Source organism: Streptomyces sp. NPDC042371 (genome assembly GCF_056437465.1).
This window is the reverse complement of record NZ_JBWKAP010000002.1, coordinates 22,906-43,095: the sequence shown is the minus strand read 5'-3', so window position 1 is coordinate 43,095 and position 20,190 is coordinate 22,906. Positions and strand designations below refer to the sequence as shown.

The following is a 20,190-nucleotide window of genomic DNA, read 5'->3' as shown; positions in this document are numbered from 1 at the left end:
CAGGGACACACCGTCAGCGGGGCCCCGGCTTGGACCACGGCCACTTCAGGCCGCCCCCCTTGTCGCCCTCCGCGTCGAAGTCGTACTGCCATCGCGCGCCGAGCGAGATCCGGCTGCCGGTCGCCGCGGCCACCCGCCGGTAGACGAGCACGGTCGGCGGGCCGCCCGCGTCGTCGGGGACGGGCACGCGGTAGACCTTCGGCGGATGTCCGGTCGGCCCGAGCAGCACCGGGAGCACCCGGCCGTCCAGGGGGCCGCCCACGAACGGGGTTTCTTCGCTCTTCACGCCCCCAGTGTCACACCCCCTGCGGCACACCGCGGAGGTCAGAGCAGGTGCGCCGCGTCGGCCACCACGGGCAGGACGCCCCGCGCGAGGTCGCCCACGGGCCCCTCGGGCGTCTCCAGGGTCAGCGCCCACCGGACGACCTCCGCGGTCTGCGGGTCGCGTCCCGCGGTCGCCACGAGCACCGCCATGAACTGCTCCACGAGCATGTCCCGCAGATCGCCGAGCGGCGGCTGCTTCTCCTCGTCCAGCCAGATCAGCGAGGCCGCCTCGACCGCCGTGATCCACATCCGCACGGTCATCCGCAGCCGCGGTCCGGGCTCCGGCACGTCGAGGTGGCTGAGGATGTGCTCGGCGGCGGCCCTGCGCACGCCGTCCACTATGGCGGAGGTCCGCGAGGTCTCCACCACGCTGCCGCCCTGCAGCAGCGCGCTGAAGCCCGTGTCGTGCTGGTCGACGAAGGCCAGATAGCGGTCGAGCGCCCGCGAGAGCCGTCGGGTGAGCGGACCCTCGGGCGGCTCGGCGAAGCACTGCTCCAGGTCGTCGGCGGCGGACCGCAGCGCGGCCTCGTACAACTGCTGCTTCCCGCCGGGGAAGTAGCGGTACACGAGCGGCCGCGAGACGCCCGCCGCCTCCGCGACGTCGTCGAGATTGACCTCCTCGGGCGCGCGGTGCGCGAAGAGGGTCAGCGCGGAATCAAGGAGCTGCCGCCGCCGTGCCTCGACGCTCAGGCGGCGGTACGCGGGCGTGGTGGCGGCAGGCGAGGTCATGCTTCGCAGCGTAACCCGGGGTGCCCCCATTTAGGGGCGCGGGACTGGGACATCTGCGGCTCCGCCGCGGGGGCGCGACCAGCCACGGAACGCCCGCGCCGTAATGATCAGGCCAGCAACCCCGATGACCGCCAGAGCCGTCGCCCGACCCCCCGCATCACACCGATGTCGTCCAGGAAGTCGGTGAGCCGCTTCGCCCCGGTCTGCATGACCTCCCTGCGGTGCCCGCTCGCCTTCACCTGCGCGACGGCCTCCCTGCGGTCCAGGCCCACGTTCGTGTAGACCTCGGGGTTCACGAAGGCGATGGAGAAGACACGGGCGGCCTCGCCGCAGCTGAGGCGGGTCAGCTGGCGCTCCCAGCCGGGCGCCGTCACCATCTGGCGCCGCAGCTCCTCGCGGGCGTACCGGACGTGGCGGGCCTCCTCGACGACGTGGATGCGGGTCACGCCGCGCACCAGCGTCTGGACGCGCTCGTCGGGGAACGTCAGCCGCTGCATCCAGTCGAGGATCTCCTCGCCGAGCAGGGTGCAGGCGAAGGAGCCGGGGGTGGTGGAGACCGTCTTCAGGACGCGCGCCAGGTTGTGGTTGAGGCGCGTGACGGGGTACGTCGGGGCGCCGCCCTTCTCGATCATCCGCGCGAACATCATGGAGTGGCGGCACTCGTCGGCGATCTCGGTGAGCGCGTACCGCACATGGGCGCTGGTCACCGACTTGTCGTAGATGTGCCGGACGAGCAGCTGCATCAGGATGATCTCGAACCAGATGCCGAGCGAGGCGAGGGAGGCCGCCTCGTGCCTGGCGAGGTCGAACCGCTGCTCCTCGGACATCCGCTGCCACATCGGCGTGCCGTAGAGGGAGACGAGCTCCGGCGGCCAGAACCACTTGCCCTCCTCGACCGGGGCCTCCCAGTCGAGCTCCTTGTCGGGGTCGAAGGAGTGCTTGGCGGACGACTCCAGGAGCCGCAGGGCGACCTGTTCCCGGTCCTTGAGCAGTCCGAGTGCGTCCCGCAGGCCCTCTAGCGAAACCTCTTCCGTCACCGTCGTCATGACTGTTCCTGCCTTGTCGCGGGGTTACCGGCGGTCAGGTCTTATGAGACTGCTTGTCAGTAAGGTCGTCAATCCCTTGCGCACGACTTGTTGACCGCTTGTCCAGGAGCGTGTGAGCCTGCCGTCATGGCGACGAACGAGCTTTACACCAGTCCACCGGACGGGCTCAACTGGCGCGTTCCGTCCGCCAGTTCGGCCCGCTTCAGCTGGGAGTACGACGAAGGGCGCGACCGGCTCCTCGCCCTCTACCAAAAGGGCAAGGACAAGCAGTGGGACGGCGCCAAGCGCATCGCGTGGGACCTGGAGGTCGACCCGCTCGACCCCCTCGGCACCCCCGACGAATCGATGACGCTCTACGGCACGCCGCACTGGGTGAAGATGACCGAGCGGGACAAGGGCGAGCTGCGCAAGCACTACGCCTCCTGGCAGTTCAGCCAGTTCCTGCACGGCGAGCAGGGCGCGATGGTGTGCGCGGCCCGCATCGTCGAGTCGGTCCCCGACCTGGACGCGAAGTTCTACTCCGCGACGCAGACCATGGACGAGGCGCGGCACGCGGAGATCTACAGCCGCTTCCTGCACGACAAGATCGGGATGCTCTACCCGATCAACGGGGACCTCCAGGCGCTGCTCGGCGACACGCTCCGCGACGCGCGCTGGGACATGCCCTACCTCGGCATGCAGGTCCTCATCGAGGGCCTCGCGCTCGCCGCGTTCGGCATGATCCGCGACACCACGGACAAGCCGCTGCCCAAGCAGATCCTCGCCTACGTCATGCAGGACGAGGCCCGGCACGTGGCCTTCGGCAGGATGGCGCTGCGCGACTACTACCAGCAGCTCACGGACGCCGAGCGGCGTGAACGCGAGGAATTCGTCATCGAGGGCTGCTACTTGATGCGCGACCGGCTGCGCGGAGTCGAGGTCCTGGAGAACTTCGGCATCCCCAGGGCGCAGGCCCAGGAGTACAGCGAGCAGTCCGAATTCCTGGCGCTCTTCCGCCAGTTGCTCTTCTCCCGCATCGTGCCCTGCGTCAAGGACATCGGCCTGTGGGGCAAGCGCCTCCAGGAGGCCTACGTGGACATGGGCGTCTTCGAGATGGGCGACGCCAACCTCGACCTGCTCATGGCCCAGGACGAGGAGATCGCCGAGAAGCTGGACGCGGAGCGCTTCGCCGCCGAGGAGCACGAGCGGGTGGCGGAGGTGCGGGACGCGATCGCGTCCGGCGCATCGGACTGACGCCACCGGTCAACGGGCACCGATCGCCGCCTCCATCACCGCCTTCGCGATCGGCGCCGCGCTGCCGCCCCCGCTGATGTCCCCGCGGTCCGCCGCCGCGTCCTCGACGACGACGGCGACCGCCACCGAGGGCTCCGGGTCGTCGGCCGCCTGCGCCCAGGAGATGAACCAGGCGTACGGCGTACCGGAGTTGTCGATGCCGTGCTGCGCGGTGCCCGTCTTGCCGCCGACCGTCACATCGGGGATCGCGGCGTTCGTGCCCGTGCCCTCGTCGACGACCTGCGTCATCATCTCGCGCAGCTGCGCCGCCGTGCCCGGATTCATCGCCTGGTGCAGGGACTTGGCGCCCTCGGTGTCGACCACGTCGCCGTCGTCCGTCGTCGTGCGGTCCACCAGGTGCGGCGCCTTCACCGAACCGCCGTTCGCCACGGCCGCCGACACCATCGCCATCTGCAGCGGCGTCGTCCGGGTGTCGTACTGCCCGATGGCGGAGAGCCCGAGCTGCGCCTTGTCCATCGAGGTGTCGAAGTTGCTGGCGGCGACGGACGAGGGGATCTTCAGGCCGCCGTTGTTGAACCCGAAGTTCCGGGCCGTGCCGAGCATCGGGCCGAGGCCCGTGTCGACGCCGAGCTTCGCGAAGACCGTGTTGCAGGACCACTGGAAGGCATAGCGCAGGCTGGCGTTCGTGCAGCCGTCGACCTCGTTGGTCAGCTGGGTGCTGGTGCCGGGCAGCGTGTACGGGTTCGGGGACTTGGTCGGCGCGTCCGGATCCGTCACCGCGCCGGAGTCCAGCGCCGCCGCGGCCGTCACCACCTTGAACGTCGAACCGGGCGGATAGGTCTGCCGGATCGCCCGGTTCAGCATCGGCTTGGCGGAGCTGCCGTTCAGCTCCGCCCAGGTGTCAGCCACCGCCCGATTGGTCCCGGAGAGCCTTTCCGGGTCGTACGAAGGGGCGCTGACCAGCGCGAGGATCTTCCCGGTCGACGGTTCGAGCGCGACGACCGCGCCCCGCTTGCCGCCCAGGCCCGCGTACGCCGCCTGCTGCACCGGCGCCTTGATGGTGGTCTCGACCTTGCCGCCGGGGTTCTGCGCGCGCGTGATGTCGTTCCACAGGGGGAGCGGGGCGAGCATCGGATCGGTGCCGGAGAGGATGTCGTCCTCGGCGTTCTCCAGGAACGTCGTGCCGTACACCTGCGAGGCGAAGCCGGTCACGGGGGCGTACAACGGTCCGTTCTTGTAGGTCCGTTCGTAGCGGAGCTGCTCGCCGGTGTCCTTGGAGCCGGTGACGGGCCGCCCGTCGACCATGATGTCGCCGCGCGGCTGCTCGAAGCGGACGATGGCGTTGCGGCGGTTGGCCTGGTTGGCGTCGAGGGAGTCGGCCTGGAAGACCTGGACGCGGGTGGCGTTGACGAGCAGCGCGATGAGCAGCAGCGCACAGAAGGCGGCGGCGTGCCGGATGTACCTCGTCACAGGGGCCCCTCGTCGACGGGCTGGCTGCGTGCCGAGTCGCTGACCCGGATCAGCAGCGCCACGATGATCCAGTTGGTGACGACGGACGAGCCGCCCTGCGCGAGGAACGGCATCGCCATGCCGGTCAGCGGGATCAGCCCCATGACGCCGCCCGCGATCACGAACACCTGGAGCGCCAGGATCGAGGAGAGCCCGATCGCGAGCAGCCGCCCGAAGGAGTCGCGCAGGGCGAGCCCGGCCCGGAAGCCGCGCTCCACGAGCAGCGCGTAGAGCAGGAAGATCGCGCAGAGCCCCGAAAGGCCCAGCTCCTCGCCCGCCGTCGCCAGGATGAAGTCGGACTTCGCGGCGAAGCCGATGAGGATGGAGTGCCCGAGCCCGAGGCCGGTGCCGAGCATCCCGCCCGCCGCGAACGCGAAGAGGGACTGGGCGAGTTGGTTCGGCCCCCGCCCTGCCTCGATGGAGGCGAAGGGGTGCAGCCAGTCCTCCACCCGGCTGTGGACGTGCGGCTCCAGCGAGCCGACCGCGAACGCGCCGAGCGCGGCGAGGAGCAGGCCGACCGCGATCCAGCCGATGCGGCCGGTGGCGACGTACAGCATGATCACGAAGAGCCCGAAGAAGAGCAGCGAGGTGCCGAGGTCGCGCTCCAGGACGAGGACGCCGACGCTCAGCAGCCAGATCGCGACGATGGGCCCGAGGACGCGCCCGGTGGGCAGCTGGAGGCGCTTGAACCGCCACAGCGTGCGGCCGGTGTAGGCGAGGGCGTTGCGGTTGGCCGCGAGGTAGCTGGCGAAGAAGACGGCGAGCAGGATCTTGGCGAACTCGCCGGGCTGGATGGAGAAGCCGCCGACCCTGATCCAGATCCGGGCGCCGTTCACGGCGGGGAAGAAGATCGGCACGATCATCAGGAGCAGCGCGGTGACGACGGAGAGATAGGCGTAGCGCTGCAGCACCCGGTGGTCGCGCAGGAAGAGGACGGCGGCGATGAACAGGCCCACGCCCGCGGTCGACCAGATCAGCTGGGCGGGCGCCGCCTCGTCGTGCGGGGTCTCCAGGTCGAGCCGGTAGATGAGCACCAGGCCCAGGCCGTTGAGGAGCACCGCGATGGGCAGCAGCAGCGGATCGGCGTACGGGGCGCGGAAGCGGACGGCGAGGTGGGCGACGAGCGCGAGCACGCCGAGCCCGGCGCCGTAACCGGCGGCGCCGGGCGGGACGGTGTCGTTCTTGGCGAGGCCGACCGCGCAGTAGCCGTACACGGAGAGCAGGACGGCCACGACGAGCAGGGTGAGTTCGGTGCCACGGCGTCGGGGGACACGGACAGCGGGGACCGCTGGGGGTGCGGTGCCCGCGCTGGTTCCTGCCATGCCGGGAACGTAGCAAGCAAATCACCCGGAAGTCCGCTTATGTCGACTATGTCGGCCATGCGGGGCGAGGGTGCGTCAGCACCAGCGCGGGACCCGCCCGATGTTGGCGATGTAGTGCGCGGAGCCCCAGGCCCAGGTCCCGTCGGTGAGCAGGTACCAGAGGTTGTTGTTGCCGACGACGTCGCCACTGGTCTTGCAGAAGATGGTGACGACCCTGCCGTACGGCTCCGTGCGGATCACCTTGCTGCCACGGGTCGGAGAGGTGTGGAGCAGGAGTCCGGTCTTGGCGGTGACGCGGCCCTTGTAGACGGGCGGGTGGTTGTTGGCGTCGTCCAGGGCGGCGGCGGGACCGGCGGCGGTGAGCGCGGCGAGGGCGCCGCCGGCGGCGAGTATGCCGAGCCGGATGGCGGTGGTCCGCGGGGACATGGGGCCTCCTCGGGGGAAGGGCGGGTGGGGCGGCCGAGGCGGATGCCCGTAAGCCGCAATTCACACTAAAAGCGGCACGGTGCGCACGCGCAAGCTCACGACCCGTCCTGCGGACCGCCCGACTCCTCGCCGTCCCCCGCCGATTCGAACGGCAGCCGCAGCGTCGCCACCGCCCCGCCGTCGGCCGCATTGGCGAACGTCAGCCGCGCGCCGAGCACCGCCGCCTGACCCAGCGCGATGGTCAGCCCGAGACCGTGCCCCTTGCTCGTCCCCTTGCTCGTGCCCTGGGTGCGGAACCGCTGCGGCCCGTGCACCACGAGGTAGTCGGGAAAGCCGTCGCCGTGGTCCCGCACGGAGACGACGGGACCGTCGACGGTCACGACGACCGGCGGTCGCCCGTGCTTGAGCGCGTTGGCGACGATATTGCCGAGCACCCGCTCCAGGCGCCGCCGGTCGGTGTCCACGCAGACATCGCGTACGACGACGAGCTCCGTGCCCTCCCCGGAAGAGCGCACCACCCGCTCCGCCAGTGGAGCGAGGTGATGGGCGTCCAGGTCCACCCGCTCGCTCTTCGCGTCGAGCCGGGAGATCTCCAGGAGGTCCTCGGTCAGCGTGCGCAGCGCGGCGACCCTGTCCTGGACCAGCTCGGTCGGCCGCCCCGGCGGCAGCAGCTCGGCCGCCGCGTGCAGCCCGGTCAGCGGGGTGCGCAGCTCGTGCGCCACGTCCGCGGTGAACCGCTGCTCGCTCAGCAGCTTGCCCTGCAGCGTGGAGGCCATGGTGTCCAGGGCCCCGGCGACCGCGGCCACCTCGTCCTGGCGCCGGGGCACCCCCGTGGTGTCAGGACCCGCGTGCGGATCCTTGACCCGCGCGTCCAGGTCGCCCGCGCTGATCCGCCGGGCCACCTGCGCCGTCTGGTGCAGCCGCCGCGTCACCCGCGTCACGGCGAACGCGCCGACCAGCAGCGTCGCGCCGATCGCGAGCACCGAGGAGCCGAGGATCGCCCGGTCGAGCCCGTCGATGGTGCGGGCGCCCTGCGCGTAGTCGACCTGGACGGCGATGGCGCGCTGTCCGTCGGCGGGCCCCGCGGCCCACATCGTCGGCCGGGACTCGTGGGCGGCGACCATCGTGCCGCGCTGCCCGCTCGCGGCGAGGTCGCGCAGGCGCGAGGGCAGACCGGGCGGGTCGACGCCCGCGCCGGGGCCGAGCCGGTCGCCCGCCTCGTACCGCTCGGTGACCTCGTTGAGGTGGGAGAGGGCGCGCTCGCGGGCCTGGCCCACGGTCTGGTTGGTCACCGAGACGTGCACGAGCGCGCCGAGCAGCGCGGCGAGCGCACAGCACATGACGGTGATGAAGACGGCGGCCTTCCAGGTGAGGGTCGCCGTCCAGGCGGGGAGCCGCGGCCCGCGCGGCCGCCGGTCGCTCACTGCCCGCCGCCCGCGGAGGGGGTGAGGGAGGCTGAGGGGGAGGGGCTGGGCGCGGCGGGCCGGGGCGTCTTGGACCGGTGCGCCTTGGGGGACACCTTCGAGGAGCGGACGATCTCGTCGCTCGTGGGCAGCATCGCCTTCTGGTGCGAGTCCCAGGACCAGACCGTGTGGTACTCGTACCCCGCGAGGCTGGAGATGGCGCGGATGATCAGGTCGCGCCCGGCCAGCTCGACGCCGAGCACGGCGTCGCTCATCTCCATGATCTGCGTCAGCTGCCGGTTCTCCTCGGCGTAGACGCGGATGTCGAGGTTGTCGTCGGGCGTCGAGACGCCGACGATCAGGTCGTCCTTGCCGTCGCCGGTCAGGTCCCGGTAGTACGCCTTGAGGACCGGGCACCGCCCCTGCTCGCCCGAGCCGTCCTCGGCGCAGTCCTTCAGCCGCTCGACTGTCTCCTTGTACGCCCGGTCGGTGGGTTCGTACGTTCCCGGGTTCTCCGTGAAGTCCGCGCGCACGACGTCGACGGGGTCCACCTTGTGCAGGTCGCCCTTCGGCACCTTGACGCCCTTGACCTTGACGGCCTCTATGGCGCCGTAGTCCTCGGCTGGCACCGAAGGGGACGCCAGGTCGGGCCAGAGGTGCGTGGGCCCCTCGGCGGTCGGCGTCGGGCCCGCGCTCCGCAGCCCGCCGGGGTCGCCGCAGCCACCGGCCAGCAGGACGGCGAGGACGGCGAAGGCGGCGGGCGCGAGCCGGCTGCGTTGCACTGCACTCCTGCCTGCCGCGGGGGTGCGGCCTGTCGTGGCACCAGGCCTGTTGTCACGTCACCAGGTCGGCGTAGAGAATGATGTTGTCCGAGCGGTGACCGCCCACGATCGGCCCGCCGCAGGTCAGCAGGCGCAACTCGGGTCGGTCGGTCGCCCCGTACACCTTATTGGTGGGGAAGTCCTTCTTGTCGACCTGCTGGATCTCCCGCACCTTGAACGTCGCGGTGCTGCCGTCCGCACGGGGCACCTCGACAGTGTCGCCGACCTTCACCTTCGCGACGTTCTTCATCAGCGCGGGACCGTTCGCCGTGTCGTAGTGCGCGACGATCACGGCGGCGCCCTTCTCGCCGGGCGTGACCCCGCCGGTCCACCAGCCGGGCTCGTCCGCCTTGTCCACCGGCGGCACGGCGAGCTCCTGGTCCGCCCCCACGCCGAGGTCGAGCATCGACTTGGCGTCGACCCCCGCCGAGGGGATCCGCAGCCCGGTCGGCTCGGACGCCTTCAGCGGGGCGACGGCCTGCTTGGCCTGGGCGGTGGCGGCGTTGTTCACCTTCACGTCGGGGGCCGGGTCGCCCTTGCCGCCGCCGCCCTGTCCGCAGGCGATCAGGCCGATGCCGAGGGCGGCGGTGAGGGCTGCCGCGGCGGCGATCCGGGCGGTGCCCCTGCGGGGGCGGGCGGGCGCCTCGGCTCCGTCGGGTGTGCCGGGCGTGCCGGGCTCGAAGCCGGTGGGGGTGCGGGGGGTCATGGGTGGGGCTCCTGTGGTGGAGGGGGAGGCGGGGGAGGACCGGCTCGGCGGGGTTCAGCCGTCCGTGCGGCCGCGGCGCAGCATCGCGAAGCCGAGGCCCGCCGCACCGGCGGCCGCCATGCCGCCACCGGCCACCAGGAACGCGGGGTCCCCGGCGTCGCGCACACCCTCGGCGCCTGCCTTGACCCCACCCTTGGGCGCGACGGTCTTGTTGCCGGTGCCGGTGCCGGTTCCGTGCCGCTGCTTCTGGCCGTTGTCGTCGCCCTTCAGGTACGTGATGCCGATGTGCCCGTTGGACGGGTGCAGCTCGTACTTCACGCCGCCCTGGGTGACCGTCGGATGCGTGGCGGAGAGGGTCGCTATCTCCTTGCCCTTGAGCGAGATCGTCGCGACGTACGCGCCGCCGCGGTTCTGGATCTTCGCCTGCGCGCCGTTGCCGAGGGTCACCTCGAAGACCTCGCCCTTGGGGTGGGGCTTGCGCGCCGGGTCCTCGGTCGGCTTCTGATCCGGCTTCCGCTGGTCCGGCTTCTCGCTCTGCGTGGCCGTCGGCTCCGGTGCGGGCGAGTCCGCGAAGGCGCCCGCGGCCGGGAGGAGCAGCGCTCCGCCGACGAGGGCGGAGACGGCGGCGGTACGGAGGAGGGTGTGGCGGCGACTGGTGCTCACGGGACGTTCCTTACGGTCGGTCGGCTGATCGCTCCGGCGTGATCGGGGGGACTCCTAAGAAGTTAGATGTCCGCTATTGCGGCAATTCGGCGACTATGTAACAACGGCCCATAGCTGTGTGGGCAGTGCCGTTACGGGACCGGTGGGACTTCACACCCGGACCGGGCGCACTCGGCGCAAAGACGCCCCAACTTCCTTCCGCCGCGACCGGGTTCTTGCCGGGGAGCGTGTGGGCTGTTCCCATGGTCGAGGGGGTGATGGCGCATGACCGGACTGCGCGTCGTACCGGCCTGGAGGCACGGTCAGGAGCGTTTGTACGTGTATCTCGCGGACGGCAGGAACGTGGCCTGGTACGACCGCGACTCGGCCCGCGTCAACCTGCTCAGCGAGGAGAGCGAGGGCGCCGTCCTTGACGTCCTCGCCCCCTTCCTCGCGGGCCAGGTCACCGTGGGCCCGCCGCCCGTCCCCACCCCCGTCGAGCTGGCCCGTCTCGCCCTCCACCCGGACGACGACCTCGCGCCCAACCGCCCCGGCGAGGCCCTGCAGATCTCCCTAGACCGCGACCCGGCGCCCGCCCGCAGGCTGCGCGCCGACGCCCGGCACCGCGCGCTCGCCGCCGAGCGGTCCGTCGGCGAGGCCCTCGACGGGCTCGAAGGCGCGGGCTGGCGGGTGCTGCACTCCCTGCCGCTGCCCGGCGACGCCCGCATCCACCATCTGCTGATCGGACCCGGTGGCCTGTTCTGCGTGGGCACCCTGGCCGTCCGCAAGCAGCGGGTGCGCATCGCCGACCCGATGGTGACGGTCGGCCGCGCCGAGCCGTTCCCCCTGCTGCGCTCGCTCCGCTCGGACGCGGGCCGGGCCTCCTTCGCGCTGACGGCGGAGGTCCGCCCCGTCCTGGTGCTGGCCGGGACCGGCGCCGCCGACCTGGACGTGGCGGCGCCGCCGCGCGATGTGCGGGTGCTGCGCGAGGCGGACCTGCCTGCGCTGGCGCGCCTCGGCGGGGTGTTGAAACCGGCCGATGTGGAGGCCCTGCACGCGCTGGCCCGGGACCGCCGTACTTGGAAGCGGGTCTGACGCCTCGGGGGCGGGGGGCCGGGGGCCGGATCGCTACAGGTTGTCCCCCCAGCCGCCCTGGATCATGGTCTGGAAGGCCCAGGATCCGCCGCGCCTGATCAGGATGTCGGCGTAGCGCAGCTGCTGCGTCTCGCCGTTCGCCGTCATCACCGAGTCGGTGAAGACGACGGCCATCGCGGGGGAGAGGAAGACGGGCGTGCGCGTGGACTCGAAGGTGATGTCCTCGCTCCCGTCCCCCATCACGTGCGTCATGGTCCCCACGAACTGCTCCCGGTCCCACTGCGCCGCCCGCCCGTCGCCCGCGGAGTCGTCGCTGACCAGGTTGAGCGGGAAGACGGCCAGGTCGGCCATCCGCTCGACATCGCGCTTCGCGCTGTGCGCGTCGTACTCGGCGAACCAGGCGTCCAGGCTCGTGCGGTCCTCGTCGGTCGGGACGTATCCGGTCTCGGGAAGAAGGGTCACGCGGTCTCCTCTGCGGTGCACGGGATTACTCAAGTTTGACTACGCCAGGAAAGGTATGCCACGAGAGGCCCTTAGTCAAACTTGATTAGCTGTGACGCCGGTCACGGGGCGAGGCTTCCGCAAAACCTGTTGGCGGCCCGCGGCGGCCGTTGCTACATTCCTGACGGCCGTGCGAGAGATGGAGGAGGTGGTACCCGTGGACGTATCGACGTGGGTGCTCTCCTCCGGGGTCACGGTCGGGCGATAGGTCGTCCGGGAGTGCCGCTCAAGCGCATTCCCGAAAGGCACGACCATGCATTTCGCTTTCACTTCCGAGCAGCGCCTCGACGACGGCGTCCTCGAACGCGAGTTCACCCTCGGCGAGATCCCCGGCACCCTGTGGACGCCGCCTGAAGCTGCGTCCGCATCGGCCCCGCTGGTCCTGATGGCCCACAACAACGGCCTGCCCAAGGCGCAGCCCCGGCTGGTGGCCCGGGCCCGGCACACCGCGGCGTGCGGCTACGCGGTGGCGACCATCGACGCCGCCGGGTGCGGTGACCGCCCCCGTTCCGCCGCCGAAGAGCAGGCCCGCGCCGACCTCCGCCGGGCGATTCAGGCGGGCGAGCCGGTCGACGAGATCTTCGAGTCCGTCGTGGGCCCGATGGTCGAGAAGGCGGCTCCGGAGTGGCTGACCACCCTGGACGCCCTCCTCGCGCTGCCCGGCATCGGCGGCCCGGTCGGGTACTCGGGGTGGACCGCCCTCGGCATCCGCCTCGCGGCGGTCGAGCCGCGCATCGCGGCCGCCGGGTTCTTCGCCGGGGGTTACGTGCCCCGCGCCCAGCGCGAGGAGGCCCGGCAGGTCACCATTCCGCTGCTGCTCCTGCTGCAGTGGGACGACGAGGGGAACCCGCGGCAGCGGGCCCTGGACCTGTTCGACGCGTTCGGCAGCAAGCAGAAGACGCTGCACGCCAATCTGGGCGGACACACCGGCACCCCGTGGTTCGAGGTGGAGGACGGGGGACGGTTCTACGACCGGCACTTGAAGTAGGCCGGGGCACCTGAAGCGGGCCGGGCCGTCAGTCCGGCGGCAGCGGGCGCGCCAGGTCGGGGTCGTCGAGCGGTTCGAACAGATCCCCGTGCCGCGCCAGCCGCGAGGCGATGTCGTCCGCGGCGAAGACCAGTCGGCCCGGCTCCTCGCACTCCTCGACCTCGTCCCAGGTCACGGGGGTGGAGACGGTCGGCTCCTGGCGCGCCCGCAGGGTGTAGGGGGCGGCAGTGGTCTTCGCGCCGGCGTTCTGGCTGAAGTCGACGAAGACCTTGCCGGGGCGCAGGCTCCGCGTCATGCGGTGCACGACGAGGCCGGGCAGCGCACGCTCGGCCTCGACGGCCAGCGCCTTGGCGTACGCCGTGACCCGTTCGGAGGAGACGGGCTCCAGCGGTACGAGCAGGTGCAGCCCCTTGCTGCCCGACGTCTTCGCGTACGCGTGGAATCCGTCGGCGGCCAGCCGCTCCCGCAGCCAGAGCGCCGCCCGGCAGCACTCCACGACCGTGGCGGGCGGTCCCGGATCCAGATCGAGGACCATCCGGTCGGCCAGGGCCGGGGCGTCGGCCCGCCACTGCGGCACGTGGAACTCGGTGACCAGGTTGGCCGCCCACATCAGGGTGGCCAGGTCCTGCACGACGACCTGCCGGGCGGTCCCCTCGGAGCGGGAGCGGGGCACCTCGGCGGTGTGCACCCAGTCGGGCGTGCCGGGCGGCACGTTCTTGGAGAAGAACTGCTGGCCGTCGGGCCCGTCCGGGTAGCGCAGGAAGGAGACGGGCCGGTCGCGGAGGTGGGGGAGGAGGGCGTCGGCCGTCGCGGCGTAGTAGTGCAGGACCTCGCCCTTGGTGAAGCCGCTCGCGGGATACAGGACCTTGTCCAGATTGCTGAGCGCGAGCCGCCGCCCCTCCACCTCTGTGATCGGCGTCATAGGATGAGAGTCCCATAAAACGCCTGTAGAGCCATATACGCGACAAACGCGGCAGGTACTAGAAATCGTCGAGCTCTTTCCCCGCTCCCGTCCCAGTGAGGTGTCGGACGTGCGATCCATATGGAACGGTGCGATCTCCTTCGGGCTGGTCAGCATCCCGATCAAGCTCGTGAACGCGACCGAGAGCCACGCGGTCTCCTTCCGCCAGATCCACACGGAGGACGGCGGCCGCATCCGCTACCGCAAGGTGTGCGAGCTGGAGGAGCGCGAGGTGCCGACGGCGGAGATCGGCAAGGGGTACGAGGACGCGGACGGCTCGATCATCCCGATCACGGACGACGACCTGGCCACGCTGCCCATCCCCACCGCCAAGACGATCGAGATCGTCGCCTTCGTCCCCGCGGACCGCATCGACCCCCTCCAGATGGGTGCCGCGTACTACCTCGCGGCGAGCGGCACCCCGGCCGCCAAGCCGTACACGCTGCTGCGCGAAGCGCTCAAGCGGAGCAAGAAGGTGGCCATCGCGAAGTTCGCGCTCCGGGGCCGGGAGCGGCTCGGCATGCTGCGCGTGGTCGACGACGTGATCGCCATGCACGGGCTGCTGTGGCCGGACGAGATCCGCGCGCCGGAAGGGGTGGCCCCGGACACGGAGGTCACCGTGCGCGACGCCGAACTCGACCTGGCGGACGCGCTGATGGACACCCTCGGCGAGGTCGACATCGACACCCTCCACGACGACTACCGCGAGGCGGTCGAGGAACTCATCGCGGCGAAGGCCGACGGCGCGGCCCCGGCGGAACGGGCCCCGGCCGGGGAGGGCGGCGGCAAGGTCATCGACCTGCTCGCGGCCCTGGAGAACAGCGTCCGCGAGGCCCGTACGGCGCGGGGCGAGAACCCGGAGGGCGCCTCGCGGAAGGTGGCCGACGTGACCCCGCTCGCCCGCAAGTCGTCCCGCGCGACCCCCAAGCAGGTGGGCGGCAAGAAGTCGACGGCGGCCTCGGCGAAGAAGAAGACCGCCCCCGCGGGCAAGAAGACGACCAAGACGTCGTCGGCGACCAGGACGTCAGGCTCGAAGGCGTCGGGGTCGAAGCAGGCGGAGGCGAAGGCGACGGCCGGGACGACCGCGCGCAAGACGTCGGCCAAGAAGAAGACCACGACGGCCACGACGGCGGCCGGGGCCAAGAAGACGGCCGCGGCGAAGAAGACGACGTCGGGGAGGCGCAGGGCTTCCGCCTGAGCGGGGCGCCGTCAGGGCTTGGCCGCGCTCCGGCCCGCCAGTGCGGAGGCGATGACCTCCGTGACGTACGGCAGATGGTCGTCGAGGAAGAAGTGGCCTCCGGCCAGCACGTGGCAGGAGAAGTCGCCGCTCGTCTCGCTCTCCCAGGCCCGCACGCTCTCGACCGGGACGCGGGGGTCCGTGTCCCCGGTCAGCGCGACGACCGGGCAGCCGAGCGGTGGACCGGCGCGGTGGACGTGGTTGTCCAGGAGCCGGTAGTCGGCGCGGACCGGCGGCAGGATGAGCGGCAGCAGGTCGGGGGAGGACAGGAGCTCGTTGGCGGTGCCGGACAGCTTCCGCATCTCGTCCACGAGTTCGGGGTCGGACATCTCGTGCACCGGCCGGTCCGCCGCGGGACGCCAGGGCAGCGAGGGCGCCTGCCGTCCGGAGACGAACAGGGCCACGGGCGGCCGTCCCTCGGCCGTCATGCGCCGCGCGGCCTCGAACGCGAGGACGGCGCCCATGCTGTGCCCGAACAGGGCGGTCGACGCGGTCGACGCGGCCGGGGAGGTCGGTGCGGCCGGGGTGCCCGCTCCCCGGCCGGGAAGCGCGGCGAGTACGGCGTCGACGACCTCGTCCGTCCGCTCGGCGAACGGCTCGCCGTACCGCTCCTGGCGGCCCGGGTACTGCACGACCAGCGGGTCGACGGTGCCCGAGACGGCGGCCGACAGCGGGTGGTAGGCGCTGGCGGAGCCGCCCGCGTGCGGGAAGCAGAGCAGTCGGGTCCCGGCGGCGGGTGCGGGGTGGAAGCTGCGTATCCAGTCGCCCACGATCGGGACCGTCCTTTCGCATGCCGCGCACGGCGGCGGTGTTCTTCGTACGACGTCCGCCAGCATGCCCGAAGGGGGGCGCGGGGGCGAAGGTCGGGGGAGGGCTCCGACCTAGACTGACGGCTGACGCCTAGTGCGCGAAGGACGAGCAGGACGAGCAGTACGAGTAGGACTGGAAAGGCGACGGTGGTGAGAGCGGGAGGCCGGTGGACGGCGTCGTCGGCGTCGTCGGCGTCGGCGGCGTCGGATGCGACGACGCACGGGCCGACGGACGGGCCGACGCACGGGCCGACGGACGGCGTGGGCGGCCACGACGATCCGCCCGCCGAGCTCCTCACGGAGGCGGCCGCCGCCTTCGGCCTGCTCGCGTCGTCCGCGCGGCTGCACATCGTGTGGGCCCTGGCGCAGGGCGAGAGCGATGTGAGCGGCCTCGCCGACCGGGTGGGCGGCGCGCTGCCCGCCGTCAGCCAGCACCTCACCAAGCTGAAACTGGCCGGGCTCGTCGGGTCGCGCCGCGAGGGCCGCCGCGTCGTGTACTTCGTCGCCGACCCCGACGTGGTGACGGTCGTACGCCTGATGGTCACCCAACTCGCGTCGCGCGCCGAGGCGTCCACCGCCCCGGCCCGCCGACTCCGCGGAACCGGTGCCTGAGGGGCCGGTGTCCGGGCCGACCACGCTCCAGGTCCTGCGCTCGCTGGAGACCGGACCGCGAGGCCTCACGGAGGAGGAGGCCGACGCCCGCCTGGCCCGCCACGGCCCGAACGTGCTGCCGACCCGGCGAAGGGTGCCGTGGCCGCTCCGTTTCGTACGCGGACTGCGCGACCCCTTCACCGCGGTCCTGTTCTGCCTGGGCCTGGTCTCCGCGGGCATGGGGGCGTGGGGCACGACCTCTGTGATCACCGTCCTGGTGGCGGTGAGCTGTGCGCTGCGTGCGACGGGCGAGCACCGCGCCGACCGCGCGATGACGGCCCTGCGCGACCTGGTGCCCACGACGGCGACGGTCCTGCGCCGCCCGTCCGCCGCCGACGGGCGGCCCTCGCCCCGCGAACTCCCCGTCGACGAACTCGTCCCCGGTGACGTCATCCGGCTGGCCCCCGGAGACGTGATCCCGGCGGATGCCCAGGTGCTCGGTGCGACGGCCCTGTCGGTGACCGAGGCCCCGCTGACGGGCGAGTCGTCCCCGACCGGCAAACACCCTTGGACGACGCCGACGGGGCGGGCCCCTGCCCCACCCAACTCCCCCCGCCCCCACCTCTGCTACCAGGGCAGCAGCGTCACCGCGGGCAGTGGCACCGCCGTCGTGACGGCGACGGGACGGCACACGCGCTTCGCCGCGACGCACACACCCCACAGGCGGCCCGCCCGCGCCTTCGACCGTTCCGTGAACGGCATCTCCTGGATCCTCATCCGCTTCATGCTGCTCACGCCTCCGCTGGTGCTCATGGCGGACGCCGCACTGCGCGGCCGCGGCCTGGAGACGCTGCCGTTCGCCGTCGCCGTGGCGGTCGGACTCACCCCGGAGATGCTGCCGGTCGTCGTCACGACGTGCCTGGCCCGGGGCGCCGCGCACCTCTCCCGCACCCACGGCGTGATCGTCAGACGGCTGCCCGCCCTGCACGACCTCGGCGCCATGGACGTCCTGTGCGTCGACAAGACCGGCACGCTCACGCAGGACCGCCCGCGGGTCGACCGCGGCGTCGACGCGGAGGGCCGTGACACCCCCGAGGTCCTGCACTGGGCGGCGGTGAACGCCTGGTGGACCCTGCAACTGGCCGACCTGCCAGCCCCGGACGCCCTCGACGAGGCGATCCTGGCCGCGGCGGCGCCCGACGAGGACGCCCTCACCCGCTACGACGGCGTCGCGGCACTGCCCTTCGATCCGGTACGCCGCCTCGCCACGGCCGTCGTCACGCGCCCCGGCGCGGGCCTCGGCGTCCACACGCTGGTGGTCAAGGGCGCCGTCGAGAACGTACTGGAGCTCTGCGTCCTGCCCGACGAGGAGCGCGCACGCCTCCGCGCCCGGGCGGCCCGGCACGCGGCGGAGGGCCTGCGCCTGCTGGCCGTGGCCACGGCGGACCGCCCCGCACGACTCTCCCGGCACGCCTGGTGCACCCCGCACGCCCTGCGCACCGCACACACCGCGCACACCGGGCACACCGGGCACGGGGCCTGGACCCCGGCCGACGTGCACACCCTGACCTTCCGCGGCTTCGTCACCTTCGGCGACGCCCTGGCACCGGCAGCCGGACCCGCCCTGCGCGCGCTCGCCGACCGTGGCGTCACGGTCAAGATCCTCACCGGCGACCACCCCGGCACGGCCGCACGCGCCTGCCGCGACCTGGGCCTGCCCGTCGCCCCGGACGCCGTCCGCACGGCCGCCGACATAGACGCCCTGCCACCCACCGAACTCGCGCGACTGGCAGAACTGGCCCACCGCACCACGGTCTTCGCCGACTGCACCCCCGACCACAAGGCCCGCGTCGTCGCGGCCCTGCGCGCCCACGGCCACACCACGGGCTTCCTGGGCGACGGCGTCAACGACCTGCCTGCCCTGCACACGGCCGACGTGGCCCTGGCCCCGCACGACGCGGTGCCGGTGGCGAGGGAGGCGGCGGACGTGGTGCTGCCCGAGCGCGTGCCGCACGGCACTCCGAACCCCGCCGACGTCCCGCCCCTCCACTCCACGGCGAACGGCCTGGCAGCCATCGACCACGCCGTCACCGCGGGCCGGGGCAGCGGCGCGAACATCGCGACGTATCTGCGCATCACGCTCTCCTCGAACCTCGGCAACGTCATGGCGATGCTCACCGCGGGCCTCCTCCTGCCCTTCCTGCCGATGCTCCCGGCACAGGTGCTCGCCCAGAACCTCTGCTTCGACGCGGCCCAGCTCGCCTTCGCCTACGAACGCTCGGCGGCCACCGCCCTGCGCCGCCCCACCACCCTGCGTCCCCGCGCCTTCCTCCGTCTGATCACGGGTTTCGGCGTGCTCAACGCGGTGGCGGACCTGGCGACCTTCGCGGTCCTCGCGCTCGCGGCGCCGGGCCCGACGGGGACGGAGGACGAGCCGCTGTTCCACTCGGGCTGGTTCACCGAGAACCTGCTCACGCAGGCCTTGGCGATGCTGCTCCTGCGTACGACGTACGCCACGACGCACGCCACGGCGACCCGCGCCAAAGCCGCCCGCGCCAAAGCCCCCCGCGGCCGGACCGCCGCGACCCCGGTCACCCGTGCGGCCATGGCCCTGTCGGCCGCAGGCATCCTCCTCCCGCTCTCCCCCCTGGGCCCGCCCCTCGGCATGACGGCCCTGCCGCTCCTCTACTACGCACTCCTGGCCCTGGTCCTGGCCCTCTACGCAACGGCACTGCTGACCCTGAGAACCCGCTTCGCCGATCAGCCATGACAGTTGTACAGTTGCGCAATATGGCAAGTGTTGTGAGTGCGGCAACTGTGAGAGACGAGGGCCAACGATGATCCGCAACGCCCTGCAGCCCTGGCACCTACTGATCGTGGTGCTGGCGATCGTGGTGCTGTTCGGCTCCAAGAAGCTCCCGGACGCCGCCCGCTCGGTGGGCAAGTCCCTGCGCATCCTCAAGAGCGAGACGAGGGCGCTGAGGGACGAGGACGCGAAGCGGGAGCAGGAAGACCGCTAGCGAAGCGGGAGCAGGAAGACCGCTAGGACGCGGTGGCCCGCACCGCGGAGATGTCGAACTGCAGCCGGACCTTCTCGCTCACCATGGTGCCGCCCGCCGCGAGGCGCTGGTTGTAGACCAGCCCCCACTCGGTGCGGTCGATGGTGGTGGTGCCGTCGAACCCGACCCGCTCGAAACCGAAGGGGTCCACGACCGAACCCAGGTAGTCGAGTTGCAGCTCGACGGGACGGGTGACGTCGCGGATGGTCAGGTCCCCGGTCATGCGGAAGCTCTCCCCGCCCTCGTGGACGGTGGAGGTGCTGCGGAACGTCATCTCCGGGAAGCGGCGCGCGTCGAAGAAGTCGGTGCCGACGAGATGCGCGTCCCGCTGCTCCACGCCGGTGTCGACGCTGGCGACCCGGATGACGATCTCGGCCCGCGACTCGGCGGGCCGGGCGCCGTCGAAGTACAAGGTGCTGTCGTAGTCCGCGAAGGCGCCCCGGACGGTCGTGACCATCGCGTGCCGCACGGAGAATCCGACGCGGCTGTGCGGGCGGTCGATGGTCCACTGCCCCGTCAGACCACGCAGCGCGGAGTCGAGCTCGACACCGCCGGTCGAGGCCTGCGCGCCGGGCGCGCCGGGACCGCCTGCCGGTATCGGCTCGATGGTGGCGGTCTGGCGACGGCTGAAGATGCCCACGAGGTCGTACCCTCCTTCGACAATGATCACTCCGTGTTATCACGTCGACCGCTCGGGCCACCCAGCAAGATGGGTGGCCTCGTCCGGGTTCCATGGCCTTGACTGCAAAGATGCACAGGATCGACATGATGTGGAGGCGCGGCCGGAC

At 72.0% G+C, this 20,190-nt stretch carries 21 protein-coding genes; 7 read left to right on the top strand and 14 right to left on the bottom strand.

What is annotated here, in order from left to right; all coding sequences use genetic code 11:
• Nucleotides 1-13: 13 nt before the first annotated feature.
• The 3 genes from AC068B_RS06005 to AC068B_RS05995 form a co-directional block, all read right to left on the bottom strand.
• Entirely contained in the window at nucleotides 14-286 is a 273-nt protein-coding gene (locus AC068B_RS06005; RefSeq protein ID WP_356256382.1) for a hypothetical protein, read from the bottom strand.
• A gap of 38 nt (nucleotides 287-324) precedes the next feature.
• Complete coding sequence (locus AC068B_RS06000) at nucleotides 325-1,053, bottom strand: TetR/AcrR family transcriptional regulator (RefSeq protein ID WP_356256385.1); 729 nt, start codon at nucleotides 1,051-1,053, stop codon at nucleotides 325-327.
• A 107-nt stretch (nucleotides 1,054-1,160) separates the two neighbouring features.
• Nucleotides 1,161-2,099 carry an AurF N-oxygenase family protein gene (locus AC068B_RS05995; protein WP_478669363.1) on the bottom strand — a complete coding sequence of 313 codons (939 nt, stop codon included), beginning with the start codon at nucleotides 2,097-2,099 and terminating at the stop codon, nucleotides 1,161-1,163.
• Between the two features lie 126 nt (nucleotides 2,100-2,225).
• Between AC068B_RS05995 and AC068B_RS05990 the strand changes: the two genes are divergently transcribed.
• Nucleotides 2,226-3,332 (top strand): ferritin-like domain-containing protein, encoded by a 1,107-nt coding sequence (locus tag AC068B_RS05990; RefSeq protein ID WP_478669362.1) that lies wholly within the window; start codon nucleotides 2,226-2,228, stop codon nucleotides 3,330-3,332.
• Nucleotides 3,333-3,341: 9 nt separating this feature from the next.
• Here AC068B_RS05990 and AC068B_RS05985 read toward each other — a convergent pair whose 3' ends face one another.
• The 7 genes from AC068B_RS05985 to AC068B_RS05955 form a co-directional block, all read right to left on the bottom strand.
• Nucleotides 3,342-4,802 (bottom strand): peptidoglycan D,D-transpeptidase FtsI family protein, encoded by a 1,461-nt coding sequence (locus tag AC068B_RS05985; RefSeq protein ID WP_478669361.1) that lies wholly within the window; start codon nucleotides 4,800-4,802, stop codon nucleotides 3,342-3,344.
• Complete coding sequence (locus AC068B_RS05980; RefSeq protein WP_478669359.1) at nucleotides 4,799-6,163, bottom strand: FtsW/RodA/SpoVE family cell cycle protein; 1,365 nt, start codon at nucleotides 6,161-6,163, stop codon at nucleotides 4,799-4,801. Before AC068B_RS05980 ends, AC068B_RS05985 begins: the two co-directional genes overlap by 4 nt.
• Before the next feature lie 75 nt (nucleotides 6,164-6,238).
• On the bottom strand, nucleotides 6,239-6,589 hold the full coding sequence (locus AC068B_RS05975; protein ID WP_478669358.1) for an SH3 domain-containing protein: 351 nt from the start codon (nucleotides 6,587-6,589) through the stop codon (nucleotides 6,239-6,241).
• Nucleotides 6,590-6,684: 95 nt separating this feature from the next.
• A complete protein-coding gene (locus tag AC068B_RS05970) occupies nucleotides 6,685-8,013 on the bottom strand; it encodes an ATP-binding protein (protein ID WP_478669356.1) in 1,329 nt (442 codons plus the stop codon).
• Nucleotides 8,010-8,774: a hypothetical protein gene (locus tag AC068B_RS05965; RefSeq protein WP_478669355.1), complete on the bottom strand. Its 765-nt coding sequence runs from the start codon at nucleotides 8,772-8,774 to the stop codon at nucleotides 8,010-8,012. The genes AC068B_RS05970 and AC068B_RS05965 overlap by 4 nt, the downstream gene beginning before the upstream one ends.
• 52 nt (nucleotides 8,775-8,826) lie before the next feature.
• Nucleotides 8,827-9,519 carry a class F sortase gene (locus AC068B_RS05960; RefSeq protein ID WP_478669353.1) on the bottom strand — a complete coding sequence of 231 codons (693 nt, stop codon included), beginning with the start codon at nucleotides 9,517-9,519 and terminating at the stop codon, nucleotides 8,827-8,829.
• A gap of 54 nt (nucleotides 9,520-9,573) precedes the next feature.
• Nucleotides 9,574-10,182 (bottom strand): hypothetical protein, encoded by a 609-nt coding sequence (locus AC068B_RS05955; RefSeq protein WP_478669351.1) that lies wholly within the window; start codon nucleotides 10,180-10,182, stop codon nucleotides 9,574-9,576.
• A 264-nt stretch (nucleotides 10,183-10,446) separates the two neighbouring features.
• Between AC068B_RS05955 and AC068B_RS05950 the strand changes: the two genes are divergently transcribed.
• Nucleotides 10,447-11,256, top strand: coding sequence for a nuclease-related domain-containing protein (locus AC068B_RS05950; RefSeq protein WP_478669350.1), 810 nt, complete (start codon nucleotides 10,447-10,449; stop codon nucleotides 11,254-11,256).
• Nucleotides 11,257-11,289: 33 nt separating this feature from the next.
• Here the strand turns inward: AC068B_RS05950 and AC068B_RS05945 are convergent, their stop codons facing one another.
• Nucleotides 11,290-11,718: a nuclear transport factor 2 family protein gene (locus tag AC068B_RS05945; RefSeq protein ID WP_478669348.1), complete on the bottom strand. Its 429-nt coding sequence runs from the start codon at nucleotides 11,716-11,718 to the stop codon at nucleotides 11,290-11,292.
• A gap of 292 nt (nucleotides 11,719-12,010) precedes the next feature.
• On the opposite strand from AC068B_RS05945, the gene AC068B_RS05940 reads away from it, so the two are divergent.
• Entirely contained in the window at nucleotides 12,011-12,745 is a 735-nt protein-coding gene (locus AC068B_RS05940; protein ID WP_478669347.1) for a dienelactone hydrolase family protein, read from the top strand.
• A gap of 28 nt (nucleotides 12,746-12,773) precedes the next feature.
• Here AC068B_RS05940 and ligD read toward each other — a convergent pair whose 3' ends face one another.
• Nucleotides 12,774-13,667, bottom strand: a complete 894-nt coding sequence (ligD, locus tag AC068B_RS05935; RefSeq protein ID WP_478669345.1) for a non-homologous end-joining DNA ligase — start codon at nucleotides 13,665-13,667, stop codon at nucleotides 12,774-12,776.
• A 109-nt stretch (nucleotides 13,668-13,776) separates the two neighbouring features.
• Here ligD and ku point away from each other — a divergent pair, with 109 nt between their 5' ends.
• Nucleotides 13,777-14,904 (top strand): non-homologous end joining protein Ku, encoded by a 1,128-nt coding sequence (ku, locus tag AC068B_RS05930; protein ID WP_478669344.1) that lies wholly within the window; start codon nucleotides 13,777-13,779, stop codon nucleotides 14,902-14,904.
• A gap of 11 nt (nucleotides 14,905-14,915) precedes the next feature.
• Here ku and AC068B_RS05925 read toward each other — a convergent pair whose 3' ends face one another.
• Nucleotides 14,916-15,713: a thioesterase II family protein gene (locus tag AC068B_RS05925; protein WP_478669342.1), complete on the bottom strand. Its 798-nt coding sequence runs from the start codon at nucleotides 15,711-15,713 to the stop codon at nucleotides 14,916-14,918.
• 300 nt (nucleotides 15,714-16,013) lie between these two features.
• Here AC068B_RS05925 and AC068B_RS05920 point away from each other — a divergent pair, with 300 nt between their 5' ends.
• The 3 genes from AC068B_RS05920 to tatA all read left to right on the top strand — a co-directional run bounded on the left by AC068B_RS05920 (nucleotide 16,014) and on the right by tatA (nucleotide 19,363).
• Nucleotides 16,014-16,364 carry an ArsR/SmtB family transcription factor gene (locus AC068B_RS05920; RefSeq protein ID WP_478670232.1) on the top strand — a complete coding sequence of 117 codons (351 nt, stop codon included), beginning with the start codon at nucleotides 16,014-16,016 and terminating at the stop codon, nucleotides 16,362-16,364.
• A gap of 7 nt (nucleotides 16,365-16,371) precedes the next feature.
• Nucleotides 16,372-19,113: a P-type ATPase actuator domain-containing protein gene (locus AC068B_RS05915; RefSeq protein WP_478669341.1), complete on the top strand. Its 2,742-nt coding sequence runs from the start codon at nucleotides 16,372-16,374 to the stop codon at nucleotides 19,111-19,113.
• Nucleotides 19,114-19,180: 67 nt separating this feature from the next.
• On the top strand, nucleotides 19,181-19,363 hold the full coding sequence (gene tatA, locus AC068B_RS05910; RefSeq protein ID WP_478669339.1) for a Sec-independent protein translocase subunit TatA: 183 nt from the start codon (nucleotides 19,181-19,183) through the stop codon (nucleotides 19,361-19,363).
• 22 nt (nucleotides 19,364-19,385) lie between these two features.
• Here tatA and AC068B_RS05905 read toward each other — a convergent pair whose 3' ends face one another.
• Nucleotides 19,386-20,042 (bottom strand): YceI family protein, encoded by a 657-nt coding sequence (locus AC068B_RS05905; RefSeq protein ID WP_478669338.1) that lies wholly within the window; start codon nucleotides 20,040-20,042, stop codon nucleotides 19,386-19,388.
• Nucleotides 20,043-20,190 lie beyond the last annotated feature (148 nt).